We start from the raw sequence: 25,758 nt of genomic DNA on the forward strand, positions 1-25,758 counted from the left end.
CGATAGCCAAACGCCACGCCGGGTCACCTGGGCTTTTCCCCGCTGATCCTGTCCTCGAGCCGCTCGAGCACCCCCCGTAAGCTGCGCCCCAGAAGACCCGTGAGGATCCCAACATAGGCGAGGATGAGCACCTCCCCGGCGATCACCAAGCCGCCCGGCAACGGGGTGCCGTGGGCGTAGCGGGCTATCATCCAGCTGATCAGCCAGGCCACGAGCAGCACCCCCAACAGCAGCGCCCACAAGAAGCCCCACACCACCGAAAGCGCCTCCCGCCGGGCCGCCGGGGGGAGGCGGAGCAGCCGGTCCTTGTGCGGGACCTTCAGCCAGGTGAGGCGGGCATCCCGCAAGGTCAGGGCCGAAAGGGCAAGGATCAAAGCGGTGAGTCCGCTAAAGATAAGGAGAACTTGGAGCAGGCTCGACTTTGGCCCCCACGCCAGCGCATTGCCCTGAAGGTCGAAGTGGGTGGGAATCCGCTCGGGGAGCTTTTCATAGGCCAGCAGGCCATACCCCCACAGACCGAGCAGGAGCAGCAGGTCGAGGGCAGCCAACAACCAATTGAGCATGGTTCCAGGATCCTCCCCTACTCCGGAAGGACTTTCCCGGGGTTCAGACGCCCCTCGGGGTCCAGGCGGCGCTTGACGTCCCAGAGGATGGCCAGGGTCTGTGGGTCCGTCGCCTCGCGCATGAACTCGCGCTTCATCAGGCCGATGCCGTGCTCGCCCGAGAGCACCCCACCGTGGCGCAGCGCCACCCGCGCGACCTCGTGGGCCAGCTCCCACACCCGCTCCTCGGGGTCGGTCTTGGGGTCGTAGAGGATGTTGGGGTGGAGGTTGCCGTCGCCGATGTGGCCGAACTGCACCAGCGGGAGCCCGTACTGCTTGCCCAGGGCTTCGATCTCGCGCACCACGGCGGGGAGGCTCGAGCGCGGCACGGCGATGTCCTCGTTCATGCGCTTGGAGCGGATGCGCCCAATGGCCGGAGACACCGAGCGCCGCGCCTTCCACAGCCCCTCGGCTTCCGCCGGGCTGTTCGCCAAGCGCACCACCCCGCCCGCGGCCCGGCAGGCCTGGGCCACCCACTCCAACTCCTCCGCCACCACCTCGGGGTCGTCGCCGTCGGTGTCCACGAGCAGCAATGCCGCCGCGTCCAGCGGTAAGCCCAGGTGCAGGTAGTCCTCGACCGCGCGGATGCAGCCTTGGTCCATGAACTCCAGCCTCGAGGGTACCGCCCCCGCCGCAATGGCCTTGGAAACGGCCTCGGCGGCCTGCCCCACCTCGGCGAAGTGGGCCATGAGGGTGCGGGTGTGCTTGGGGAGGGGCTCGAGTCTCAGCGTGGCTTCGGTGATGAGGCCCAGCGTACCCTCGCTGCCGATGAGCAGACCCGGCAGGTCGTAGGCCTCGCGGCCAAGGCGGTGCACCTCGCCCTCGGCATCCACAAACTCGAGCTCGCGCACGTAATCGCCGGTCACACCGCGCTTGAAGCACATCGGGCCCCCGGCGTTCTCGGCCAGGTTTCCCCCGAGGGTGCTGGTGCGGAAGGAGGCCGGGTCGGGTGGGTAGTACAGCCCGTGGGGCTTAGCCCGCTCGCTGATCCAGGCCGTGACCACCCCCGGCTGGGCGATGGCGATGCGGCGAATGGGGTCGAGCTCGAGGCGGGTCATGCGGGTAAAAGCGACGACGATGCTCTCCCGCACCGGCACCGCCCCGCCCGATAACCCGCTGGCCGCCCCCCGCGCCACCACGGGCAGGCCCGCCGCCCGGGCGAAGCGCACCACCTCCACCACGTCCTGGGTGGTCTCGGGTAGCACGACCGCCGCTGGGGTCTCCCCGACGGCGATGGCGTCGTAACGGTAGAGCTGTCGTTGCGGCAGGTCGGTGAGGACCTTGCGGGGGCTCAGGCGCTCGAGCAGGGGAGCTAGCAGCTTCACCCCCTCAGTCTAGCCGTGTGCTCAAGGGTTGGGGCAGTTGTCGATGACCGGGATGCCCTTGAGGAGCACCTTGCCCGAGTTGCCCGCCGAATTGTAGAAGGTGAGCTCGAGCTGGGTGTAGCCGATGATGTTGGGCGTGGGCACCACCACGATCTTGGACATCTGCTGGCCGCTGACGAGGTAGGGTGCGGCCCCGGGGCCGAAGGCGAAGTTGACCTGGATGTAGCCGGGCGGGTCCTCGACGTAGGTGTTATCGCCGTACACGTAAGTGCTCACCGTGCTGCGCTCGCCCGTGGTCTGGCCCACGAACACCGACTCCCAGCGGTCGAGGTCGCCCTCGAAGCGGAAGTTGTAGCGCCCGGTGGTGAAGGTGTTGTCGCAGATGTACGAGCCCCCCTTGCTGTCTTTATACTCCGTCTCATAACCGAGAATCTTGACATACAGCCCAGGGATTCGGCCTTGGCTTATGTCGATGGTAATAGTGCAGGCTGCGAGGAGGAGGGCCAGCGGGAATGCTAACCAAAGTTTTCTCATACTCTCAGGGTAGCTACCTACATAAGAAACGGGTTAGGCCCGTCTTTGGCAACATTAGACTGGCATTATGGCGTACTGGCTGTTGAAGTCCGAACCCGACACCTTCAGCATCGACGACCTCGAGCGCGAGCAGACCACCCTCTGGGAGGGGGTACGCAACTACCAGGCCCGCAACTTCCTGCGCTCTATGCAGCCGGGCGACCTGGCCTTCTTCTACCACTCCAGCACCGAGCCGCCGGGCATCGTGGGGCTGTGCAGGGTCCTGCGCAGCGGCGTAGTGGACCCCACCCAGTTCGACCCGCGCAGCGAGTACTACGACCCCGCCGCCCAGCCGGAGAACCCCCGTTGGTGGACGGTGGAGGTGGGCTTCGTGCGGCGCTTCGGGCGCATGGTGAGCCTCGAGACCCTGCGCCAGAGCTTCACCCCCGACGAGCTGTGGGTGGTCCGGCGCGGCAACCGCCTCTCGGTGATGCCGGTGGGCGAGGAAGCCGCAAGGCGCATCCTCGAGCTGGCCGGGGAAGCCGTCGACTCAGCTTAGAAGCCCGTGGCTCGCCGAGGGCCGGGGCATCTGACGTTACGACCTGCGCCCCTCAAACCATCTCCCCCACCACCTCTTCCGCCACCCGCACCAATGCTCCCGAGCGGATCAGCTCCCGCAGGCGCGAGAGCTCGGGCTTGAGGTAGCGGTCGCTGCCCAGGTGCGGGATCTCCTGCCGGATGCGCCGGTAGATGGCCTCCACGCCCTTGCCCGGTCGCAAGGGCGCGTGGAAGTCGAGGGCCTGGGCCGCCGAGGCCAGCTCGATGGCCAGCACCCACAGCACGTTCTCGTAGATGGCGCGGGCCTTGCGGGCGGCGTGGGTGCCCATCGAGACGTGGTCCTCCTGGTTGGCGCTGGTGGGGATGGAGTCCACGGAGGCCGGGTGGGCGAGCACCTTGTTCTCGCTGACGAGGGCGGCGGCGGTGTACTGGCTGATCATCAGGCCGGAGTTGAGGCCGCTGCCCTCGGCCAAAAAGGCCGGGAGGCCCGAGAGCGAGGGGTTGAGCATCTGCTCGATGCGGCGCTCGGAGATGTTGGCGAGCTCGGCCAGGGCGATGCCGGCGTAGTCGGCGGCCAGGGCCAGGGGCTGGCCGTGGAAATTGCCGGCTGAGAGGGTGCGGGCCTCGTCGGGGAGGACCAAAGGGTTATCGGTGACGCTCCTCATCTCGCGCAGCACCACCTCCCGCACGTGGGCGATGGCGTCGCGGCTGGCCCCGTGCACCTGGGGGACGGCACGCAGGCTGTAGGCGTCTTGCACCTTGTCGCAGTCGAGGTGCGAGCGCATGATCTCGGAGTCTTGCAGGAGCTTGCGCACGTTGGCGCTGGTGGCGGCCATGCCGGGGTGAGGGCGCAGGCGGCTCACCGCCTCGTCGAAGGGGCGGTGGCTGGCCTTGAGGGCCTCGACACTCATGGCGGCGGCCAGGTCGGCGCTCTTGAGCAAGGTCGCGCTGTCGAGGAGCAACAGCGCCAGCAGCGAAGCCATGGCCTGGGTGCCGTTGATGAGGGCCAGACCCTCCTTGGCCTCGAGCTCCAAGGGCTCTAACCCCACCTCGCGCAACACCTCGCCCGCCGGGCGCACCTGCCCTTGGTACTCCACCTCACCCTCCCCGATCAGCGGCAGGCACATGTGGGCCAGGGGGGCCAGGTCGCCCGAAGCCCCCACCGAGCCCTGAGAGGGCACCACCGGGGTGATACCCCGGTTGAGGAATTCCACCAGGTAGTCGAGCACCACCGCTCGAACCCCGGAGTAGCCCATGGCCAGGCTCTGCACCCGCAGCAGAAGCATCCCCCGCACCACCTCGGGCGCGAAGGGTTCCCCCACCCCGATGGCGTGGGATAAGAGCAGGTTGCGCTGCAAGCGCTTGAGGTCCTGCGGCGCGATCCGCACCGTCGCCAGCTTGCCGAAGCCGGTGTTGAGGCCGTAGACCGGCTCCCCCTTCTCCACCAGCTCATCCACAAAGGCCCGACACTTCGCCACCCGTTCCCGCGCGGCCTGCGTGAGCCCGACGGGCTCACCCCCACACACCACACGCTCAAAGTCCTCGAGGCTCACACCTGCATCCAGTTCGACCATGCTTGACCTCGCTTCACGCTAGGTTGTATATACAACTTGTGAAGGGTCCCCGTAAACCCCCGGTGCGCTAAACCGTAACCCTTATGCCCTGAAAACCCGTTTACGGGGTCGAAAGAGGTTGCCTTATGAAGTACCTTCAGGTCAAGGAAGCGGTGTTGCGCGAGCTCGCCAAGCCCCAGCCCGCTTTTCCCCTCTCGGAGAACCAGCTCTCCAGGCGCTTCGGCGTCAGCCGCATGACCGCGCGGCGGGCCTTGCAGGAGCTCGAGCAGGAGGGCTACCTCTCGAGGCAGCAGGGCAAGGGCAGCTTCCCCGCCGAGCGGCGCTTTAGCCAGGGTTTCCTGCGGGTGCGGCCCTTCTACGAGTTTGCCGCCGCGCAGGGGGCCATACCCCGGACCCAGGTGCTCGTGGCCGAGCCCCGCAGGGCCCCCGCCGAGGTGGCCGAGAAGCTGGGCACGCCCAATACGCTCTGCGTGCGGCGTTTGCGCTTTCTGGACGAGGAGCCGGTGATCCTCGAGACCCGCTACCTCGACGCCGCGCGCTGCGGCGCGGTACTGCAGCACGACCTCACCGCCGAGTCGCTCCACGACATCCTGGTGCACGCGCTGGGCCTGCCGCTGACCAGGGTCTGGCAGCGCCTCGAGGCCGTGGCGCTCGAGCCCGAGGTCGCCGCCCTGCTCGCCCAGCCCGCCGGGGCGCCGGGGCTGCGGCTGGAGCGTGTGACCTACACCCTCCAGACCCCCGTGACCTGGGTCGAGTACCTGATGCGCGGGGACCGCTACTACCTGGAAGACACCTTCACACCCCAAGGAGAACGCCCATGACCTACAAAGCCCCCCGAGGTTCCACCAAAACCGCCAAAGGCTGGATCCAGGAAGCCGCCAAGCGCATGCTCCTGAACAACCTCGACCCCGAGGTGGCCGAGCGCCCCGAGGAGCTCATCGTCTACGGCGGGCGCGGCAAGGCGGCCCGCAGCCATCGGGACTTGCAGCGCATCCTGGAGGTGCTCGAGCGCCTCGAGAACGACGAGACCCTCTTGGTGCAGTCGGGCCGGGCGGTGGGGGTGTTCAAGACCCAGCCCCTGGCTCCCCGCGTGATCCTCGCCAACTCCAACCTGGTGCCCCGCTGGGCCACCTGGGAGGAGTTCGACCGGCTGGACCGGCTGGGCCTGATGATGTACGGCCAGATGACCGCCGGAAGCTGGATCTACATCGGCACTCAGGGCATCCTCCAGGGCACCTACGAGACCTTCGCCGCCGCGGCCCGCAAGCACTTTGGCGGCTCGTTGAAGGGCACCATCACCGTCACCGGTGGGCTGGGCGGCATGGGCGGGGCGCAGCCCTTGGCCGTGACCCTCAACGGCGGGGTGGCCATCTGCGTAGAGATCGACCCCGAGCGCATCCAGCGCCGCCTGGACACCGCCTACCTCGATGTGCGGGCCGACTCGCTCGACGAAGCCCTGCGGCTGGCGGAGGAGGCCAAGCGTAAGGGCGAAGCGCTCTCCATCGGGCTATTGGGCAACACCGCTCTAGTGCTGCCCGAGATGGTGCGCCGGGGCTTCACCCCCGAGCTCGTCACCGACCAGGCCAGCGCCCACGACCCCCTCTACGGCTACATCCCCATCCTGAAGGCCGACGAGGACCCCGATACCCTGCGCAAGGCCGACCCCGTAGGGTACCGGGCTCGAGCTTTGCAAGCGATGGCCGAGCACTGCCGCGCCATCGTGGAGATGCAGCGCCGGGGCGCGGTGGCCTTCGACTACGGCAACAACCTGCGGGCCTTCGCCAAGGAGGGGGGCTTCGCGGAAGCCTTCAGCTACCCCGGCTTCGTGCCCGCCTTCATCCGCGACCAGTTCTGCGAGGGGCGGGGGCCTTTTCGCTGGGTGGCGCTCTCCGGCAAGCCGGAGGACATCTACAAGACCGATAAGGCCGTGCTCGAGCTCTTCCCCGAGGACGAGGGCCTCTCCCGCTGGCTCACCGAGGGCGTGAAGAAGTTCAAGTTCCAGGGCCTCCCGGCGCGCATCTGCTGGCTGGGCTACCGGGAGCGCGACAAGGCCGGGCTCTTGTTCAACGAGATGGTGCGCAAAGGCGAGCTAGGGGCCCCCATCGTCATCGGGCGCGACCACCTCGACGCCGGTTCGGTGGCCTCCCCCTACCGCGAGACCGAGGCTATGAAGGACAGCTCCGACGCCGTGGCCGACTGGCCCCTCTTGAACTTCGCCTTGAACGCGGTCTCGGGTGCAGCCTGGGTCAGCTTCCACCACGGCGGCGGGGTGGGCATGGGCTACAGCCTGCACGCCGGGCAGGTCACGGTGGCCGACGGCTCGGAGGAAGCGGCCTACCGGCTCGAGCGCGTCCTCACCAACGACCCCGGCACCGGCGTGATGCGCCACGCCCACGCCGGCTACGAGGAGGCCCGAAAGGTCGCCCGCGAGCGCGGCCTGGACCTGGCAGGATGGGAACGGGAAGGATGAAGCAGGTATTTACCGGCATCGCCGAACTCCACACGCCTAGGGAAAGGCTCGAGCAGGCCGCCTTCGCGGTGCAGGATGGGCGTTTTGTCTGGGTCGGGGCCGAGGCCGACCTGCCGGAGGAATACCGCGGCTGGCCCCGCACCGACCTGGGCGGGCGCGGGGTGCTGCCGGGCCTGGTGGATGCGCACACCCACCTGGTCTACGGCGGGAACCGGCTGGACGAGTACCTAAAGCGCGCGCGGGGCGAGCGCTACGAGGCCATCCTGGCGGCGGGCGGCGGGATTTATGCAACGGTTCGAGCCACCGGGGCTGCCTCGGAGGATGAGCTGTACGAGGAGGCCAGGGCTCGAGCCCAGCTCTTCCTCGCCCAAGGCGTGACCGCACTGGAGATCAAAAGCGGCTACGGTCTCCTTCCCGAGGCCGAGCTCAAGATGCTGCGGGTGATCCGGCGGCTCGGGGAAACCCTGCCCCAGCGCGTCTTCCCCACCCTGCTCGCCCACGTGGTGCCGGGGGGCTGGGAACGGGAGGAGTACGTGGCGATGTTCACCGCCGAGCTCATCCCCGAGGTGGCCCGTAGCGGGCTGGCCCAGGCCGTGGACGTGTTCTGCGACCCGGGGGCGTTCACGCTGGAAGAGACCCGGCGAATCCTCGAAGCCGCCCTGTCCCACGGCCTCAAGGTCAAGCTCCACGCCGAGCAGATCGCCCACACCGGGGCCACCCGGCTCGCGGCGGAGCTGGGGGCGCTCTCGGCGGATCACCTCGAGCAGTCCACCCCACAAGACTGGCAGGCCCTGGCTGCCTCAGGAACCATCGGAACGGTATTGCCCGGCGCGGCAGTGATCCTGCGCAAACCCTTTCCCAAGGCCCGGGCCATGTGGGACGCGGGCGTGAGGGTGGCCATCGCCACCGACCACAACCCCGGCTCCAGCCCGCTCTATTCTCCTTGGCTCGCGATGCAGCTCACCATGAGCCTGGGCCGCCTCAGCGCCGAGGAAGCCCTCTTCGCCCACACCGAGAATGCGGCGCTGGCCCTGGGCAGGGCAAATTTAGGGCGAATTGCAGTAGGGTCTAGGGCTGACTTTGTGGTGGTGGATTCAACGAGTGCACTCATGCCGCTTTACCAGTGGGGCCATACGCCGATTCACTCGACCTACGTGGGCGGAAGGCGGGTTTTCCGCGCTGCCTCCCCTGGCTCACTCCCGTGAGCACACCACGTGTTCGAGATAGCTTTGTGAAGGTTCCGGGCGGCCAGGTCTTTGTGCGGCAGTGGAGTACAGGCCAAAACCCCAAAGCCCCCCTCGTCCTGCTGCACGACTCGCTGGGCTCGGTGGAACTCTGGCGCGGGTTCCCTGCCGCGCTGGCCCAGGCCACCGGACGGGATGTCTGGGCCTACGACCGCCTGGGTTTTGGACGCTCCTCGCCCCGAACCGAACCGCCTTCGCTGGACTTTATCCTCGAGGAGGCCCGGCTCTACTTCCCGGCCATTGCCGAGCAGCTCGAGCTTCAAGAGTACGTGCTTTTCGGGCACAGCGTGGGGGGCGCCATGGCCCTGTGCATCGCCGCCCATCAGCCGGGTCGCTGCCGCGCGGTGATTACCGAGGCCGCCCAGGCCTTTGTGGAAGAGCGCACCCTACAGGGCATCCGGGCTGCCCAGCGGAGCTTCCAAGACCCCGCCCGGTTCGCCCGGCTAAAGCGCTGGCACGGCGACAAAGCCCGCTGGGTGCTGGAGGCCTGGACGGGGGTCTGGCTCGCGCCGGCGTTTGGGGGCTGGACGCTGGAGCCCTGCTTGAAGGAGGTACGCTGCCCCGTGCTGGCCCTACACGGCGACCGTGACGAATACGGCTCCGCGGCCTTCCCGGAGCGCATCGTACAGGGGGTGCAAGGGCCCGCGCGCTTGGAGGTGCTGCCCGACTGCGGTCACGTACCCCACCGGGAAAAGGAGGCCCTGGTGCTGGGGCTGGTGGAAGGTTTCCTTCGAGACAAATAGCGCTCTTCACAGACGTTGTCGTATAACCGGGCGGCAAGGCATCTGACGAAAAAGGATTTTTTGCTCTCGGTGGCTCAATTTTTATGATGAATGCTCTAACGCTCCCGGTTGTTAGACGCCCCTTCACGCCGCCCATTCTGCGGATAGGACCTCGGCCTGCTCGAGCACCGTCACCGTCGCCTTTTCCTGCTTGTCCGGCGGGTAGCCATACTTGCGCAGGACACGCTTAACCAGCACCCGCAACTGCGCGCGCACGTTCTCGCGCAGCGTCCAGTCAATCGTGACGTTGTCGCGCACAGTGCGCACCAGTTCCTGTGCAATCTGCCGCAAGGTCGGTTCACCCAGTACCCTGACCGCGCTGTCGTTGGTCTCCAGCGCGTCGTAAAAGGCCAGCTCTTCCTCGGACAGGCCCAGCTTCTCGCCGCGCGCGTCGGCCTCGCGCATCTCCTTGGCCAGCTCGATCAGCTCCTCGATCACCTGCGCGGCTTCGATGGCGCGGTTCTGGTAGCGGCGGATGGTCTGCTCCAGCATCTCGGCAAAAGAACGGGCCTGCACAATGTTTTTGCGGCGGCGGGTGGCCAGTTCGCCCCTGAGCAGCTTCTGCAGCAACTCGACCGCGAGGTTCTTCTGCGGCATGCCCTGCACCTCGGCCAGGAACTCGTCCGACAGGATCGAAATATCCGGCTTCTTGAGTCCAGCGGCTGCGAAGATGTCCACGACCCCTTCCGGCGCGACCGCGCGGGAGATGATCTGGCGCACGGCCTGGTCAAGCTCCTCCTCGGGTCGCGCTTCGCCCGGCGCGCGTTTGGCCAGCACAGCTTGCACGGCCTGGAAGAAAGCCACGTCGTCGCGGATGCGCAGGGCTTCCTGGTGTGGCACAGCCAGCGCAAACGCCTGCGACAGCTCGCGCACCGCCCGCAGCAGCCGGTCTTTGCCGTTTTCTTGCTGGAGGATGTGCTCCTGCGCCGCGGGCAGCAGACCCAGGCGCTCCTGCGGCGTGCCGGTCGTCCAGCGCGAGCGGTCGAAGCCGTGAAAGAGACCGCAACAGATTTCGTACTTCTCCAGCATCACGGCCACCGCCTCCTCCTGGTCGAGCGCCGTTCGGCCTGTCCCTCCGCTCTCGGTGTACGTCGCCAGTGCGGCCTTCAGCTCATGGGCGAGGCCGAGGTAGTCCACCACCAGCCCGCCCGGCTTGTCGCGGAACACGCGGTTCACCCGCGCGATGGCCTGCATCAGGCCGTGGCCGCGCATCGGTTTGTCCAGGTACATGGTGTGCAGGCTGGGGGCATCGAAGCCCGTGAGCCACATGTCGCGCACGATCACGAGCTTGAAAGGGTCGTTCGGATCGCGGAAGCGGTTCGCGAGCGCCTCGCGCCGCGGCTTGTTGCGGATGTGCGGCTGCCAGTCGAGTGGATCGGAGGCGGAGCCGGTCATCACCACCTTGATGGCGCCGCGCGCGTCGTCCTCATCGTGCCAAGCAGGCCGAAGCTTTACGAGCTCCCGGTACAGCTCCACACAGATGCGCCGGCTCATGCAGACGACCATCGCCTTGCCCTCCATCGCCTCGAGCCGCCGCTCAAAGTGCTCGACGATGTCCTGCGCTACCAGCTTTAGCCGCTTCTCCGCCCCCACGATGGCCTCGAGCTGCGCCCATTTGGTCTTGAGCTTCTCCTTGCGCTCGAGCTCCTCGCCCTCGGTGGCCTCCTCGAAGTCCGGGTCAATCTTCGGTCGCTCAGCTTCATCGAGCGCGAGCTTGGCGAGACGGCTTTCGTAGTAGATGGGCACCGTCGCGCCGTCCTCCACGGCCCGCTGGATGTCATAGACGCTGATGTAGTCGCCGAAGACCGCACGGGTATTGGCGTCGGCAAGCTCGATCGGGGTACCGGTGAAGCCAATGAAGGAGGCGTGCGGCAGCGCGTCGCGCATGTGGCGGGCAAAGCCGTCGATGAAGTCGTACTGGCTGCGGTGCGCCTCGTCGGCAATCACCACGATGTTGCGGCGCTCGGAAAGCGTCGGGTGGCGGTCGCCTTTCTCTTCGGGAAAGAACTTGTGGATGGTGGTGAACACCACGCCGCCCGCCGCCACCGAGAGCAACTCGCGCAGGTGTGCGCGCGATTCGGCCTGCACGGGCGGTTGCCGCAAGAGATCCTGGCAGCGCGAGAACGTAGCGAAGAGCTGGTCGTCGAGATCGTTGCGGTCGGTGAGCACGACCAGGGTGGGGTTCTCCATCGCCGGCTCACGGACGATGCGCCCGGCGTAAAACGCCATGGTCAGGCTCTTACCCGAGCCCTGGGTGTGCCACACCACGCCGATACGCCGGTCGCCCGGCTTGCCGCCGGGCCTGCGCCCCGTCGCCCCGGCCCCCTGATCGGCCCGGATCAGCTCGGCTGCGCGCAGCGTCTCGGTCACCGCCACCTGCACCGCGTGGAACTGGTGGTAGCCCGCCATCTTCTTGACGAGCCTCCCGCTGCCGTCGTCCTCGAAGACGATGAAGTCGCGCAACAGGTCGAGGAAACGCCGTGGCGCAAACACGCCCTCGATCACCACCTGCAGCTCGGGCGTGTGGGGGTCGGCGAGGCGCTCGCCCGCGACCGTGCGCCAGGGCTTGAACCACTCCCGCCCGGCCCCCAGCGCCCCGACCCGCGCCTGCACACCATCCGAGACCACCAGCACAGCGTTGGTCGCGAAGAGCGAGGGGATCTCGGCCTGGTAGGTCTGTAGCTGCCGGAAGGCGCTCCAGATGGTCGCGCTCTCGTCGGCTGCGTTTTTGAGCTCCAGCACCGCCAGCGGCAGGCCATTGACGAACAGCACCACATCGGGGCGGCGCTCGTGGCGGTTTTCCACCACGGCAAGCTGGTTGACCGCCAGCCAGTCGTTGTTGGCGGGTTGGTCGAAGTCGAGCACGCNCACCTGTACGCCGCGGATCGCGCCGTCCCTATCGCGGTNCTCGACGGTCACGCCGTTCACCAGCAGCCGGTGCAGGGCGCGGTTGCGCTGGAGCAGGTCTGCGCCCTCGAGCCGGGTAAGCTTGCGGAAGGCATCCTCGAGCGCCTCGGCCGGCAGCGTCGGATTGAGCCGGGCCAGCGCATCGCGCAGGCGCTCGCTGAGCACAACCTCCCGATAGTCCGTCCGTTCAGCGAACAGTCCTCCCGGCGCAACGTCTGGTCCGTGCACCACCTGCCAACCTAAGGATTGAAGCAAGGCGAGGGCAGCGGATTCAACTTCGGATTCGGTGAAGGCACGCGTCATACTCTACTTCCTAGTCGGAGCCTTATCTTCCGGGTGCTGAGGCTCATACGGCCAGAAATTGATCGGGTTTCGGGGGTCCGGCGTCCAGAGCCCTTCCTTACTCTCCAGGCTGACTCCGAGCTTTCGTTGTTTGCACATCTGGTTGAATTCACTCAAGACCTGAAAGCGTTCCTTTTCACTCCGTGAAAACGAAGTATCCGCCGGCTGCGCATGGCTCATCAAGGGCATCTGTGCTGAGCTGATTGACAACCATTCCTGATACTTGGGGAACTTCTCCCGCGAGAACACGGCCAACCCGGCAAATAGATCGGCAAGCTGAAGCAAAGAGTGCTGGCTCGACGGCACAGGTTGAATTTGCTCAATGCCAAATTCGCTGCGCAGACGCGGTCGGAATGTCCCTTGAGTAAAGAGGGAGCGCTCCATCTCAACCCGTGTGCTCACGCTCTCTAAGCAGTCTTGGACAGTATCCCAATCCATTGCCGTATGTTCGTCGGGATGAAGCCTCCAAATCGCATCATTTGGCCAGCGTAACCTGAGCACATTCCGGAAGAGGTGGTAATACATCCGCTGGAGATTGGCAATGTCGTCGCGCAAGGGCACCTTGTGGCGGCTATCTTCAGTGTCCCAGATGAGAACATCCACCCGCAGCGCCCCTTTGCACGCCTGATCCACTGCAAAACGACAAAGCTCCTTCGCGGCCTCTCTTTCCTCGCTACCTTTTAGTGATTTCCATTTGAACTCTGCAATACCTGATTGCGCCAGCAAGTTTGTCAACTGCTCATTGAAGGCCGGTAGCTTATCGACTGTGGTCGTCACAAGGGCAAGGCTTCGATATTGTCCCGTGTTCCAGTGGGACTCGTCTGCGAAGCCGACATGTGTAATCCTCTGCCCCGTCATAATCCCCGCTCCTTCAAAAACTGCTCCGCATCCTTCACCCGCAGCTCACCGGAGACGAGCTTGGGCAGCAGCGCGTCGCGCAGGGCGGCGAGGGTGCGGGATTCGCGCTCCTGCTCGACAACCTTGAGATACAGCCGTCGCGATACTTGGTCGAAAGCATTCATGATGGTCATCGGAGGCGCGACAACGGAGATGTGCCTAAAACTGGACTTGCTGATTTCTAGGAACGTCGAGCCGTTAGCTTGGCTCATGATCTCCTCATGGGCGGCATTGGCCCAGCGCAGCAGGAAGAGGTTCGACACGCCGGCACGTGGTTTCATCGCGATAAATCCCTGGTTGATGGCGACTGGCACTTCCGCGATTGCTAGATAGCCGATAGGCGCACGTGACGAAAGAAGCACGGTCCCCTTCTGAAGTAGGCCAGAGCTGATCTGTGCCAGGCCAGCGTCGGTGATTTTTCGCTCGGTATCGAGGAGAACTGGTACTGACAAGCTGGAAAGGTCTTTTGGCGTAACCCAGTGGTGCTTCCCGCCCTCCCAATACTCAGGACGGTCGGTTCTGGGCGTGCTTCCGCCGACAATCTCCGCTAGCTCAGTAATGGCCTTTACCTCCCACCCCTCCGGAATCTCGCCGAGTTCGGAATTCACGAGGCGGTCGGGGAAGAGGTCGTAGAGGTGGGCGGGGAGGCCGGGCAGGGATTCGCCGCGGCGCCAGCGGCCGTCCATCTTAGCGCGCACGGGTTCAAAATCCACGAACCACGCCTTGAACAGCGCCCGCGCCATCTGCTCCAGCGTCTCGCTCATCCGCCGGTTCAGCTCGATCTTGTCGTCCAGCGTGCCGAGGATGTGGGCGATGGCGCGCTGCTCGGGAACGGTGGGATAGGGAAAACGCAGGGAACGAATCACAACGCCACTCAGATTCTGCTGTGCGGCGCCGGTGGCCAAACTCTTGAGTTGTGAGCGCGCGTGCAGTAGTTGATAGAAGACGAATCGGAAATCAGCCGCGCTCTGGTCAACGACTAACGCGCAACAAGCCTGATTGCAGGTCATCGGACGACGTAGCAAGCCAAGCTGGCCGACGGTTGCTCCGTACATCGCCACCAAGACGGTATTGGCCGGAAGTACCTTTGCGGATGATTCAGCAATGGCCCGTTCGGTGATGTGCTCCTCCGTCTCGTCAATCCACTTGTCTTGAAGCTCCTGTGTCTTAACCCAAGGCCAAGTCCCGCGCTCGTAGTAGGTTGGGTCACGTCTGCTGGGTGTCCCGCCACTGGTAACTCGTTCGCACACATCTCCAATCGCCCGGACCATCCAGTCATCAGGTGCGACAGCGCAGAGCTCAGTCTCCATACCCCAGCTCCTTCAGGTTCTTGGCAATCGCGGCATCGAGCCTCGCGGCCTCGGCTTGCGACCATTCGAACCGTCGCCGAAATACGCGAACCGTGGTTTTATTTCCACGCGTGGTTATCCGATAACCATGCGTGGTTATTTTATTTACTCCGTTCATAAACCCGTCCTTTTTTCTCACCACGTGCGACGAGAAGTCCCCGTTTTTCTAGGTTTTTGAGCAGGCGGTACGCTTGCATCAGGCCAAGTTGGCACAGCTCGGCGGCTTCGGCCCGCGTGATCCGCCCGTGCTTTTCCACGTACTGCAAGACCATCTGCTCCTGCTGGAAGGGCTCGAAGCCGCGCTGGCGCACGTAGGCGGTGGGCTGGCCCAGGCGGCGGTAGGTCGCGGCGGAAAGGTGCCAGGTGCGGCCCTTGCGCTCGCCGCGAGGTTCAACCAGACCGATTTCCACCAAGCGGTTCAGGGTGGCGCGAACGTCGGATTCCGGCTTTTGCGTAATCCGGGCGGCTTCCGCTGTGGTCAGCCTGCGGTCACGCCAGAGGGCGTTCAGGATCAGCAGATCGTCGAGCCCGAGGTCGTGCCCGGCGCGGGATTCCTCGACCAGCAGGCGAACGAACTCGAGGTTCGCCTCACCGCCAGGCAGCACCAGGACAACTCCCGTCTCGTTGCTCCGGTCGTAGGAGGGCGCGGGGCGGCCGTTGCGGAGCTGCTCGTAGAAAATCGTATCGATGCCGCGCGCGGTGCGCTCGACGATGCCGGCACGCTTGAAGGCGTCGGCCAGAAGGGGGTTGCGAGGTCGGGGCGCGGTGACCAGGAGATTGTCCAGCCGCACGCCTTCCGGAAAGCCGCCGGGGCTGGAAATCTCGAGGCGGTCGGGATGCCATTGAATGTGCACGGCACCAAGGCGGGTGTAGTCACGATGGATGAGCGCGTTGGCCAAGCCTTCCCGGAACGCCGCGGGCGGATAGTCCGGTACCCCGATCCGCAGAAGCCCTACGAGGAGCTCCCGTTCACGGTTGCGGGCGGCAAAGCGCTGTTCGCACTCCTCCATCACGCGCAGAAGCGGCCAGCGGAAGAAGTCGTTGACTTCCACTTTATGCCCGGCCAACACCTGAAAGGCGACCTCGTGCGTGGGCAAAAGGCGCTTGAGCGCCTCTTCCTTGCCGAACAGGAGCAGGCCCAGAATCCGCACATTGCGCACGTTGCCGCCCGCTTCCACGGCGCCCAGCGCCTTGGCCAATTCCAGGTCTGTCAGGGCGAGCAAGGAGGGATCGCCGTTCCGGCGTTCGCGGATGCTGCGGCGGAATCGCTCGAACTCCAAAGGGTCGAGATCCTCCCAACGGGCCTCTGGGAGGACCAAGGCCGAGTAATCCTCGGCGCCGCGGTCGGCCTGCCACGCGTGCATTTCGTGGAAGAACATCGGCAGACAGCAGGGCTTGCCGTCGCCGCCGAGGGCTCGGCGCAGGTACTTGCCGGCGGTCGTGGCCACGGGGCTGTGTGCCGGCGGAACCTCGATCGCGATCACCTCTTTGCCCTGCACCGGCACCAGCGTAACCCGCGCGGTGAGGGACGGTCGTGTGCGGTTGGCAATCAGTGCCGCCAGGCGCACCGGATCGGTGCGGCCGGCTTCATGGCGTGGACGCGCTCCCGTCACGCGGCGGTCGTCTTCGACGCCGATCAAGAGCCACGCCGGAGCTTTTGACGAACGGTTCGCCAGGCAGACCACGGCTTCGATCAACTCGTCGTCGGACAAGGGCTTGCGCTCTTCTCCCTTGAACTCGACATCGAGCGATTCACCGGCAGCGATGAGTTCCCGGAGACGTTCGGGCGTCATCGCTCCCCCGCCCGGAAGCCCAACTCCTCGAGGTTGGCGGCAATGGCCGCATCGAGCTTCGCGGCCTCGGTCTGCTGCACGCGCAGTTGCGCCACGAGGCGCGCCATCTTCTCCTCGAACGGCTCGCCGTCGTTCTCGATCTTTTCGGCGCCCACGTAGCGGCCGGGCGTGAGGACGTAGCCGTGCTTGCGGATTTCCTCGACCGTCGCGCTCTTGCAGAAGCCGGGGACGTCCCGGTACTCGCCGGCGTCCTTTTCGCCGCGCCAGGCATGGTAGGTGTTGGCGATGCGGGCGATGTCCTCGTCGGTGAGTTCCCGGTGGGTGCGGTCTACCATGCGGCCCATCTTGCGGGCGTCGATGAAGAGCACCTGGCCGTGGCGGTCTCGAAACTTGCCGTTTTTGCGGTCGCGCGCCAGGAACCACAGGCACGCGGGAATCTGCGTTGAGTAGAAGAGTTGGCCCGGGAGTGCCACCATGCAGTCCACCAGGTCGGCCTCGATCAGGTTCTTGCGGATCTCGCCTTCGCCCGACTGGTTCGACGACATCGAGCCGTTGGCGAGCACGAAGCCGGCCACGCCCGCGGGCGCAAGGTGATGCACGATGTGTTGCACCCAGGCGAAGTTGGCGTTGCCCACCGGCGGCACACCGTACTGCCAGCGCTTGTCGTCGCGCAGGCGCTCGCCGCCCCAGTCGGAGACGTTGAACGGGGGATTGGCGAGGATGAAGTCGGCCTTGAGGTCGGGGAACTTGTCGTCGTGGAAGGTATCGCCGTGCGCGATCTGGCCCTCGATGCCGCGGATGGCGAGGTTCATCTTGGCCAGTCGCCAGGTGGTGTAGTTCGACTCCTGGCCGTAAATCGAGATGTCGGCCTTGGCCTTGCCGCCGTTGCCGTTGCCCGTGGCGTGCGCGCGGATGAACTCGACCGACTGCACAAACATCCCGGAGGAGCCGCAGCAGGGGTCGTAGACACGGCCGCGGTAGGGCTCGAGCATCTCCACCAGGAGCTTGACCACGCAGCGCGGGGTGTAGAACTCACCGCCCTTCTTGCCCTCGGCGCTGGCGAACTGCGAGAGGAAGTATTCGTAGACGCGGCCGAGCACGTCCTTGGCTCGGCTTGCCTCGTCGCCCACCTGGATGTTGCTGATGAGGTCTATCAACTGACCGAGGCGCGTCTTGTCGAGCGCGGGGCGGGCGTAGTCCTTGGGTAGCACGCCCTTCAAGGCCGGGTTGTCGCGCTCGATGGCGGCCATGGCGTCGTCCACGAGCCGGCCGATGGTGGGTTGCTTGGCCTGCGCCTTGAGATGCGCCCAGCGCGCCTCGGGCGGCACCCAGAAGATATTCTCCGCGCGGTATTCGTCCGGGTCTTCGGGGTCGGCGCCCTGCGCGCGCTCGGCCTCGAGCTTCTTGTGCTGCTCCTCGAAGGCGTCGGAAATGTACTTCAAGAAGATCAGGCCGAGGACAACGTGCTTGTATTCGGCAGCGTCCATGCTGCCCCGGAGGGCATCGGCCATGCGCCACAGCTCAGCTTCATAGCCGACCGTAGCAGCGGTTGACTCGGGCGAGGTCGTGTTGTCTCTTCGCTTCGCCAAGTTCCACCTCCTAATATGTGGTTATTACACATTAGACCCCATCCGCTTTCTCGGCAAGCGCCCCCATGCCGCCAGCACCTCGACCAACAACCGCGCTCCCACCAGTGCCGAGAGGCCGCACCAGACTGCAGTAGAACCGAATGCCTTGACGATTTTTTCCTTGCAAAACTGTATCATTAACCGAGGTTTTTGCGGAATGGTTCGCCAATCTGCGGGATGCCAGGGCCAGGGCAGTCATCAATGCCCGTCTTCGTCGCGTCGAGCTAGGTAACCTTGGCGACTGTGCCCCGGTGGGTGAGGGAGTGTCAGAACTAAGGATTCACTATGGGCCTGGCTACCGGGTGTACTTCATACAGCGAGGTTTAGAGGTAGTGGTGCTGCTGGCGGGTGGCGACAAATCCAGCCAATCCAAGGACATCCAGCGGGCTCAGGAGATCGCCCGCAACTTATAGAGGGAGCATGAAAAAGGTAAAGCTGAAAAAGTGGGATGTGGTGGAACACCTGCAAACCGACGAGGATATATTGCTCTACCTCGAGGCTTGCCTGGAAGACGGCGACCCGGCGCTAATCACAGCAGCACTGGGCGATATTGCTCGGGCTCGAGGGATGTCATACCAGATTCGGTCAGTTCGTTCCCATTCGGGAACGAACTGACCCGACCGAAGGGAGTGCTCTAGGATTCAAAAAGATAGCCTCTGAAGGTCTTTGGTTTGGGTGATTATCTTTTTGAATCCGGTATCACAGGTGGCTCGCGAGGCTGGCCTTTCGCGTGAAAGCTTGTACAAAGCCCTTTCGGGCGAGGGTAACCCCGAGTTTGCCACGGTGATGAAGGTGGTCAAGGCCCTAGGGCTCAGGCTGCGGGCCGAACCCATTAGCACCTGAGGCCCACTCGCACAACATCTCGGCCAACAGCCGCGCCCCTACTAGCGCCGAGAGGCCGCTGCTGTCCAGGTTGGGCGCCAACTCCACGAAGTCGAAGCCCACCAGCTCGTTTTGCTGTATCGCTCGCCGCACCACCGCCATGGCCTCTGCATACGAAAGCCCCTCCACCTCCGGACTGCTGGTGCCGGGCATAATCGAGGGGTCGAGCACGTCGGCGTCGAAGCTCAAGTAGACCTTTTTGCCCTGGGGAAGCTGATCCAGCACCCAGGGCAGATTCTCCCGCACCCTGGAAGCCGTAATCGGCGTGTGGCCCCTGGCTTTGGCCGCCCTGTAGGCCTCGGGGTTGGTGCGCAGGCCGCGCAGGCCGATGGTGGTGATGTGCTTCAGGCCCGGCACTTCCTCGACGGCGCGGCGGAAGGGGCTCGAGTTGGAATACTTGGTGCCGTTGCGCAAGTCCGAGAAGTCCAGGTGGGCATCGAGCTGCACCACGTAAAGCTCCGCCAGGTCGTCGTAGGCCCGCAGGATGGGGTAGGTGATGGAGTGGTCGCCCCCCACAAACACCGGGAGCCTGACCCGCTTGCGCAAGGCCCTGGCTGCCGCGGTGATGCGGCGGAACGTCTCGGCGTACTCGAGCTGAACCGGGTCCACGTCGCCCGCGTCCACGATGCGCACCCCCCGTAGGCGGTAGGTCTCGGTCTCGAGGTCGAAGTAGCCCTCGGGGCCGGGGGCATAGCGCCCACTGGCCTCGCGCAAGGCGCCCGGCGCGAAGCGCGCACCGGGGCGGTAGCCGACGGCGAAATCGTAGGGCAGGCCCAGAAAGCCCACGTCGGCGGTCCAGGGCTCGCTCAGGGGGCGGTGGGGGGCTTTGAGGAAGGTGGTGGGGCCGGTGAAGGCGAGCTCGAGGTGGCGCATGTCTCGATTTTAGGGCGCGGAAACAATCCCCTGCCCTCAACGCCCTTTCATGCCCAGCCGCAGCAACGCCTCGTTGATGAGCCCGAAGGCCGGAGGGGCGAGGTTGAAGGTGTTGACCTCGGGAATGGTGTCGCAGAGGAAGACGTAGACATAGCGGCTGCCGTCGGGGGCCTCGAGGTAGCCGCTAAAACCCAGCACGCCCGCCGTGTTGCCCGACTTACCGCCAAAGTAGCTGTAGCGCACCCGCAGGCGGCGCGAGCCATAGCCCTTGGCCATCACCTCGCGGAAGCGCCGGTCATTCTGGGGCGAAAGCCCGTTCTGGGTGAAGGCCCACCACAGAAAGCGGGCCCACTCCAAGGGTGTGGAGGCGTTTTGCAGGTTGCGGTCGATCTGGGCCATCTGCTCCCAGGTGTAGCCCCCACCATAGAAGGTCTTGAGGGCCCGGTACAGGCGGTCGGGGTGGAGGCTCTGGGCCACCGTGTCCAGGCGCTGGGCGATTTGCAGGCGTTCTTCGGAGGAAGCCTGGGCGAAGCGCTGGCTCGAGCTGATGAGCTTGTAGCGGGGAAAGTCGGCGCCGCCCAGGCCCGACTCCGCCGTCCACCAGGCTTTGGTGGGCAGCAACAGGCGGGTCTTGCACAGCTTGAGCTCCTCGGCCAGGGGTTGCAGGCTGCCCAACCCCACCCGGCGGTGCAGGATGTCGGTGGCGGTGTTGTCCGACCACTCGATCATGCGGTAAGCCAGGCCCAGGACCGGGGTGTTGTCGTAGGGGTAATCGCCCAAGGATTGGTTGGCCTGGGTGACCACGAAGCGCTCCGCGAGGTCGAGGCTCCCTTGGTCGGCCTGGCGCAGCACCTCGAGCCACACCGCCGTCTTGTAGTTCGAGGCCAGCGGGAACACCTCCTGCGGGGCGATCTGCACCACCTTTGAGGGCCGGAACTCGCTCTCCCCCGCCGCCTCGCCATGGCGAGGCGGGAAGCGGGCCACGTAGAGCCCCACCCGCCCGCGGATGGCCGGGGGCACCGCCGGAGGTGGGACCTCCTCGGCCTGGGGAAGCTCGAGGCAGGGGCTCTCGACGGGAAGGGGCTGCGCGAGGGCCTCGGCAGGCGGAGGGGGCTGGGCGGTGTTCCCGGAAGCACTCCACAGCAGCCAAGCCCCGACCAGCGCCGACAAAACCAACAGTGTCCAGACCGATCCCCGCACGTTCGGCCTAACTCTACGGCCTTGTGGCGCTTCTTAGCTGAGAAAGGGGAGCTCGTGGCTTGTCAATCGAGGGCCAGGGCGTTTTGCGTTTGGCGTACGACGCAGGACGCACGACCCGCGCCCAGCGTTCAGCTATCGGCTATGGGCTATCCACCATCGACCTCCCTCAACGCTGCCTCGAGCTCTTCCCTCCCCACCGGCACGATCTCCCCGCAGCGCAGGTACACCAGCCGCACCTCGGGGTCTACCCTCCAGGCCTGGCGGATGGCCTCGCGGTAGAGGGCGAGCTGGAAGTGGTAGCGGCTGGGCTCGATCTCGTGGTCGGTCTTGTAGTCCTCGAGGATCCAGCGCTCGCCCACCCGGTAGAGCCGGTCGATGACGCCCTGCCACACGGTGCCGCCCAGGGGCAGGGCCATGGGGAACTCGGGGTAGTCCTCCTCGCGGGGCCAGGGGAGGCCGTCGCCCAGCAGGGCCTCGTAGCGCTCCAGCAGCTCGCCCACCTCCCGCATGATGCTCTGGCGCTCGTCGGGGTCGAAGGGGAACATCACCTCCTGGGCCTCGAGGTTGCGGTAGTGGTCGGGGTTGGAGAAGCGCCAGTTCTGGCCGATGGCGTAGTGCACCAGCGTGCCCACGGCGCGGGCGCGGCCGGGGATCTCCTCGCCCTCCTCGAGGTCGGGCAGGGGGAGGGGGGCGGCCTCCTCCTTCTTGAGCGCGGAGGGAGAGTAGAGCGGGGGGTAGGGGTTGGGGTGGAAGCGGGCCTCGAGCCACTCGGGGATCTCGGGCGGGGCTGCAACGGGCCGGGGGCGCACCTCGGCTACCGGACGGTAGCGCCAGGTCTGGTGGAGGTAGTCGGGGCGCTGATAGGCGGGGGCGTCGGGGCCGAAGCCGATCTCGGCCAGGACCTGGGCCCAGCCGGTAGGCTTGCCCTCCTTGACGCTGCCGGTCATTACCAGCACGTCGCGGGCCCGGCTGGCGGCGACGTACAAGAGCCGGTAGCTCTCCTCCTCCTCGCGGGCCCTCGTCTGCTCGCGGAAGGCCTCGAAACACCCGGTATCCGGCAGGGCCACCTGCCCACCCTCGCCCAGGTAGAGCGGCTGGGTGCGGGGGCTATTCATACGCCCGAGGTCGAAGACCGCCACCAGCGGCCACTCCAGCCCCTTGGCCGCGTGGACGGTGAGGAGCTGGATGCCCTCCCCACTCTGGGGCACGTCGCCGGCCTCGGCCTGGCGCGAGAGCATCTGCAAGCGCTCTAAGAGCACCTCGAGGTCGCGCGGCGGGCGGCGGGCCACCTCGAAGAGCAGCGCATCCACGTTCTCGCGGGCGCGGGAGTCGAGGAAGTCGAGGTAGGATCGCCCGCCGATGAAGGGCTCGCGCAGCAGGAACTTGAGCGCTTCGAGCGGGGCCGACTGGCGCACCCGGCGGCGCACCTGCTCCAGCCGCCCCCACACCTCGGGGTAGACGAGCTCGAGGGTGGAGAGCGGCGCCTCGGAGGTGAGGACGCGCTCGAGGTCGGCCAGGCCCATCTGCCCGAAGGGGCTGCGCAGCCAGGCCGCCAGCGAGAGCCCGGAGGGGTCGAAACCCACCCGCAGCGCGTGGTAGAGGTCGCGGATCTCCTGCCGCTCGTAGTAGCCGCGCCCCTGCAAGAGCACGTAGTCGAGCCCCTCGCGCTCTAGGGCCTCCTCGAGGAAGGGGAAGCTGGCGCGGGAGCGCACCAGCACCGCCATCTGCGAGAGAGGCACCCGGCTCGAGAGCGCCCGCAGCCGCTCGGCGAGCACCTGGGCTTCGAAGCGGCGCAGCTCGTCCATGGGCACGTCGCCCTCCACCCAGTGCAGCTCGAGCTTGCCCACCTCGCTGCGCACCCCCGTCACGCTGGGGGCCTCCTCGGGAGCGAAGCCCAGCCCGCGCTTGGCCAACTCGGCGGTGAGGCGGTTGAGGAAGCGCACCAGCACGCCGGCGTGGCGGTAGGTGGTGGAGAGGGGCTCGAGCTCGCGGCCTTCGCGCCGTGCCCGGCGAAACACCTCCACGTCGGCGTCGCGGAAGGCGTAGATGGACTGCTTGGGGTCGCCCACCACCTCCATCGGCATCCCCGCGTCACGAAGCGCGCGGAAGAACTCGCCCTGCAAGGGGTTGACGTCCTGGAACTCGTCCACCAGCATCACGCGGTAGCGCTCCAAGAGCCGCTCCACCGCCCGCCGGTTGCTCACCATCCCAATGGCCCGGCGTTCGATCTCGGAGGGCGAGAGCAGGTTGGACCCCAGCCGCTTCTCATAAGCTGCAAAAACGCTCTGGTAGACCCTGATCAGCCGCTCGTTGGCCTCGCCGGGGGCGGGCTGGAAAGTCTCGGCTAGCGAGCGCTTGTCGAAGAGGAAGAGCAGGGCCTCGCCGAGCTCGGGGGTCGCCAGGCCGTGCAGGGGGTGCTCGGGGTCGGCGGCGAGGTACAAGAGCGAGCGCCACTCCTCCTCGAAGATGGCCTTGGCTTCCCAGTCGCCCATCAGGCTGAAGTCGGGGTCGAGGCCCAGCAGGGGCGCGCACAGCCGCAGGGCCTGGGCCATGAAGCCGTGGATGGTGCTGAGGGTAGCCCCCCCCAGCTCGAGCCGGGCCTCCTCGAAACGCGCGCGGCCCGCGGGGTCGGCCACGAAGCCCAGGTGCTGCCCCTGGGCCAGCACCTCCTCGACGGCTTGGCCAACCCGCACCCGCAGCTCGTCGGCGGCCTTGCGGGTGAAGGTGACGCCCGCGATACGGCGCAAGGGCGTGCCCGAGGCGATGAGCTCGAGGTAGCGCAGCACCAGGCTGGCGGTCTTGCCGGTTCCGGCGGAGGCAACACGAACTTTCACTTGCTCTAGTCTATCTAGCCTGCCTGACTACCGCACTCTTGATTTTTCAGCAGCGTCGCATGCACAACGAAGATTGTTGGACAGATAGTATCCTAATTCTGAAATGGCCTTACGTACACTCTCCATAGAAGAAGTTAAGCTTATCCACGAAGCCTTGGTAAAAGATTTTTGCGAGAGCAAAGATCCCATCAGCCCTCCAGGAGTTAGAAGTGAAGAACTCCTCAGTTCGGCTGTTGATAGACAGTATGTGGGTACAGGTGATTCGTTAAAGTATTTCGATGAATACACATCAGCCGCAACTCTCGCCTATGGCATTTGTATGAATCATTGCTTCCATAATGGCAATAAACGTACAGCAGTGGTATCAATGCTTTCACATTTAGACAAAAACGGGCTGCGTCTCAAAGACGTTCAAGAAAATGATTTATACGAACTTTTCGTGAAGTTTGCGGGTCACCAAATTCATAAGGTTCCGTCAGTATATAGATATGCCGTAAGCGACACCGCTATCCTACAAAAATATCGAAAGACTCTTGATCTACCCAACAAAGTAAAGCAGACTCTTGATACATCCGAGCAGTTAAGTTCCCGGCCAGATTTAGAGGTTTACTGCCTTGCCGTTTGGCTTAGGAGGCATACTCGGATAGTTAAGAACTTCGATCGTGAAATCACATTACGAGAGTTGCGGCGAATTTTAAGTCGCTATGGAATTACTGTTGAGCGCGGCAACGATGTTAGTCATCACATATATAAAAAGGCGACTGTTAGGAAAAGAGAGGGCTGGCTTAGCTGGCGTTCGATTGAGGTAAGTGAGGCCCAGCGGGTATATACATTGGCCATCGGAGGAGAGAACAGACCTATTTCAATAAATCAAATTAAGGATATACGTAAAGCTTGCGGTCTAGATCCAGACAATGGTGTAGATGCGGCATCTTTTTACGGTGAAGAGCCAGCCATAGATTACTTTCTTGCTCACTACAGCAGATTGCTTCGTCGACTTGCCAAAACCTAGAATCCGTTCCGCGTGCAGTGAAAAACTTCTCCGTCGTCCAATAGTCTGGGCTTGCGCGATGCGCTAAACTACCCACACTAGAGGCTGTGGCGATGGAATACGTCAATCTCAACGGACAGTTGGTGCGCGACGCCGACGCAAAAATCCACATCAGCGACCTGGGGTTGCGGCGGGGCTATGGGGCCTTCGAGTTCTTCCGGGTGCTGCGCGGCGTCCCGGTGTTCATCGAGGACCACCTCGAGCGCTTCGAGAACTCCAGCCGGGCCATCGAGCTCGAGGTACCCTACCCCCGCGCCGAGCTCGAGGGCTTCATCCGCGAGCTGATCCAGGCCAACGGCCTCCAGAGCGCCGGTATTCAACTCGTGCTCACCGGCGGCTACTCCGAGGACATCTTCACCCCCGGCCACCCCAACCTGATCATCGCCCCCATCGCCCTGCGCGAGTACCCGCCCGCCCTCTACCAACAGGGCGTGAAGGTCATCACCTACCGCCACGTGCGCGAGATCCCCGAGGCCAAGACCACCGCCTACCTCACCGCCGTCAAGCTGGGGCGGCGCATGAAGGCCGAGGGGGCCGCCGAGGTGATCTACCACGACGGGAAGTGGGTCTCGGAAGGGGCGCGCTCGAGCCTGGGCTTCGTCAAGGATGGCGTGCTCGTCACCGCCAAGGACGGCGTGCTCCCCGGCATCACCCGCCTCCACGCCCTGCGCCTGGCCGCAAAGCTCATGCCCGTCGAGCAGCGGGCCTTCACCCTCGACGAGCTCTACGCCGCCGACGAGGCCTTCATCACCAGCTCGACCCGCGGCGTCATGCCCGTGACCCGCATCGACGACCATCCGGTGGGCAACGGGCAGGTGGGCCCCAAGGTAAGCGCGCTGGTGAAGGCCTTCGAAGCGCACGTGGAGAAGTACGTGGCGCGGCATGCGGCGGTTGATAAGCCATGGTCAGGGGTGGGGTGAGCACGAGCCACAAG

Annotated in this window: 19 protein-coding genes and 2 pseudogenes; 9 read left to right on the forward strand and 12 right to left on the reverse strand. The window is 65.3% G+C overall.

Annotation, left to right across the window (positions count from 1 at the left end; translation table 11 throughout):
- Positions 1 to 23: 23 nt before the first annotated feature.
- From B047_RS0101170 to B047_RS0101180, 3 genes are read right to left on the reverse strand one after another with little or no spacing between them, the layout of a single operon-like run.
- Positions 24 to 563, reverse strand: coding sequence for a DUF1648 domain-containing protein (locus B047_RS0101170; RefSeq protein WP_018465133.1), 540 nt, complete (start codon positions 561 to 563; stop codon positions 24 to 26).
- 17 nt (positions 564 to 580) lie between these two features.
- Positions 581 to 1,927 carry an FAD-binding oxidoreductase gene (locus B047_RS0101175; protein ID WP_018465134.1) on the reverse strand — a complete coding sequence of 449 codons (1,347 nt, stop codon included), beginning with the start codon at positions 1,925 to 1,927 and terminating at the stop codon, positions 581 to 583.
- A gap of 21 nt (positions 1,928 to 1,948) precedes the next feature.
- Entirely contained in the window at positions 1,949 to 2,461 is a 513-nt protein-coding gene (locus B047_RS0101180) for a hypothetical protein (RefSeq protein ID WP_018465135.1), read from the reverse strand.
- Between the two features lie 67 nt (positions 2,462 to 2,528).
- Here B047_RS0101180 and B047_RS0101185 point away from each other — a divergent pair, with 67 nt between their 5' ends.
- Positions 2,529 to 2,999, forward strand: a complete 471-nt coding sequence (locus tag B047_RS0101185; RefSeq protein ID WP_018465136.1) for an EVE domain-containing protein — start codon at positions 2,529 to 2,531, stop codon at positions 2,997 to 2,999.
- A gap of 52 nt (positions 3,000 to 3,051) precedes the next feature.
- On the opposite strand, the gene hutH is transcribed toward B047_RS0101185, so the two are convergent.
- Complete coding sequence (gene hutH / locus B047_RS0101190; RefSeq protein ID WP_018465137.1) at positions 3,052 to 4,572, reverse strand: histidine ammonia-lyase; 1,521 nt, start codon at positions 4,570 to 4,572, stop codon at positions 3,052 to 3,054.
- 125 nt (positions 4,573 to 4,697) lie between these two features.
- Here hutH and B047_RS0101195 point away from each other — a divergent pair, with 125 nt between their 5' ends.
- Genes B047_RS0101195 through B047_RS0101210 form a run of 4 tightly spaced genes read left to right on the forward strand, consistent with a single transcriptional unit; the run spans position 4,698 to position 9,029 of the window.
- Positions 4,698 to 5,393 carry a GntR family transcriptional regulator gene (locus B047_RS0101195; RefSeq protein WP_018465138.1) on the forward strand — a complete coding sequence of 232 codons (696 nt, stop codon included), beginning with the start codon at positions 4,698 to 4,700 and terminating at the stop codon, positions 5,391 to 5,393.
- Positions 5,390 to 7,042 (forward strand): urocanate hydratase, encoded by a 1,653-nt coding sequence (gene hutU, locus B047_RS0101200; RefSeq protein WP_018465139.1) that lies wholly within the window; start codon positions 5,390 to 5,392, stop codon positions 7,040 to 7,042. The genes B047_RS0101195 and hutU overlap by 4 nt, the downstream gene beginning before the upstream one ends.
- Positions 7,039 to 8,247, forward strand: a complete 1,209-nt coding sequence (gene hutI, locus B047_RS0101205; RefSeq protein ID WP_018465140.1) for an imidazolonepropionase — start codon at positions 7,039 to 7,041, stop codon at positions 8,245 to 8,247. The genes hutU and hutI overlap by 4 nt, the downstream gene beginning before the upstream one ends.
- 26 nt (positions 8,248 to 8,273) lie before the next feature.
- The gene (locus B047_RS0101210; RefSeq protein ID WP_018465141.1) at positions 8,274 to 9,029 is read left to right on the forward strand and encodes an alpha/beta fold hydrolase; all 756 of its coding nucleotides are present in this window, start codon (positions 8,274 to 8,276) and stop codon (positions 9,027 to 9,029) included.
- Between the two features lie 123 nt (positions 9,030 to 9,152).
- Here the strand turns inward: B047_RS0101210 and B047_RS0101215 are convergent, their stop codons facing one another.
- From B047_RS0101215 to B047_RS0101235, 5 genes are all read right to left on the reverse strand, one after another.
- The gene (locus B047_RS0101215; RefSeq protein WP_026234469.1) at positions 9,153 to 12,278 is read right to left on the reverse strand and encodes a type I restriction endonuclease subunit R; all 3,126 of its coding nucleotides are present in this window, start codon (positions 12,276 to 12,278) and stop codon (positions 9,153 to 9,155) included.
- A 3-nt stretch (positions 12,279 to 12,281) separates the two neighbouring features.
- A complete protein-coding gene (locus B047_RS0101220; protein ID WP_018465143.1) occupies positions 12,282 to 13,175 on the reverse strand; it encodes a DUF3800 domain-containing protein in 894 nt (297 codons plus the stop codon).
- Entirely contained in the window at positions 13,172 to 14,524 is a 1,353-nt protein-coding gene (locus B047_RS0101225) for a restriction endonuclease subunit S (RefSeq protein ID WP_018465144.1), read from the reverse strand. The genes B047_RS0101220 and B047_RS0101225 overlap by 4 nt, the downstream gene beginning before the upstream one ends.
- Positions 14,525 to 14,664: 140 nt before the next feature.
- Positions 14,665 to 16,356, reverse strand: coding sequence for an ATP-binding protein (locus tag B047_RS0101230; protein ID WP_018465145.1), 1,692 nt, complete (start codon positions 16,354 to 16,356; stop codon positions 14,665 to 14,667).
- Positions 16,353 to 17,945, reverse strand: coding sequence for a class I SAM-dependent DNA methyltransferase (locus B047_RS0101235; RefSeq protein WP_026234470.1), 1,593 nt, complete (start codon positions 17,943 to 17,945; stop codon positions 16,353 to 16,355). Before B047_RS0101235 ends, B047_RS0101230 begins: the two co-directional genes overlap by 4 nt.
- A gap of 182 nt (positions 17,946 to 18,127) precedes the next feature.
- Here B047_RS0101235 and B047_RS15965 point away from each other — a divergent pair.
- Positions 18,128 to 18,397, forward strand: a pseudogene (locus B047_RS15965) (type II toxin-antitoxin system RelE/ParE family toxin); the annotation flags it as partial.
- A 7-nt stretch (positions 18,398 to 18,404) separates the two neighbouring features.
- A pseudogene (locus B047_RS18250) lies at positions 18,405 to 18,827 on the forward strand (addiction module antidote protein).
- On the opposite strand, the gene B047_RS0101250 reads toward B047_RS18250, so the two are convergent.
- From B047_RS0101250 to B047_RS0101260, 3 genes are all read right to left on the reverse strand, one after another.
- On the reverse strand, positions 18,789 to 19,739 hold the full coding sequence (locus tag B047_RS0101250; protein WP_018465149.1) for an arginase family protein: 951 nt from the start codon (positions 19,737 to 19,739) through the stop codon (positions 18,789 to 18,791). The pseudogene B047_RS18250 and the gene B047_RS0101250 sit on opposite strands and share 39 nt — an antisense overlap.
- Positions 19,740 to 19,775: 36 nt before the next feature.
- On the reverse strand, positions 19,776 to 20,939 hold the full coding sequence (locus B047_RS0101255; RefSeq protein WP_026234471.1) for a serine hydrolase: 1,164 nt from the start codon (positions 20,937 to 20,939) through the stop codon (positions 19,776 to 19,778).
- Positions 20,940 to 21,085: 146 nt separating this feature from the next.
- Positions 21,086 to 23,773, reverse strand: coding sequence for a UvrD-helicase domain-containing protein (locus B047_RS0101260; RefSeq protein ID WP_018465151.1), 2,688 nt, complete (start codon positions 23,771 to 23,773; stop codon positions 21,086 to 21,088).
- A 103-nt stretch (positions 23,774 to 23,876) separates the two neighbouring features.
- Here B047_RS0101260 and B047_RS17390 point away from each other — a divergent pair, with 103 nt between their 5' ends.
- Both B047_RS17390 and B047_RS15970 read left to right on the forward strand, forming a co-directional pair.
- Positions 23,877 to 24,785: a type II toxin-antitoxin system death-on-curing family toxin gene (locus B047_RS17390; RefSeq protein ID WP_084784903.1), complete on the forward strand. Its 909-nt coding sequence runs from the start codon at positions 23,877 to 23,879 to the stop codon at positions 24,783 to 24,785.
- A 92-nt stretch (positions 24,786 to 24,877) separates the two neighbouring features.
- Positions 24,878 to 25,744 (forward strand): aminotransferase class IV, encoded by an 867-nt coding sequence (locus B047_RS15970; protein WP_018465152.1) that lies wholly within the window; start codon positions 24,878 to 24,880, stop codon positions 25,742 to 25,744.
- Positions 25,745 to 25,758: the final 14 nt, after the last annotated feature.

The organism is Calidithermus timidus DSM 17022 (assembly GCF_000373205.1).
Lineage (GTDB): Bacteria > Deinococcota > Deinococci > Deinococcales > Thermaceae > Calidithermus > Calidithermus timidus.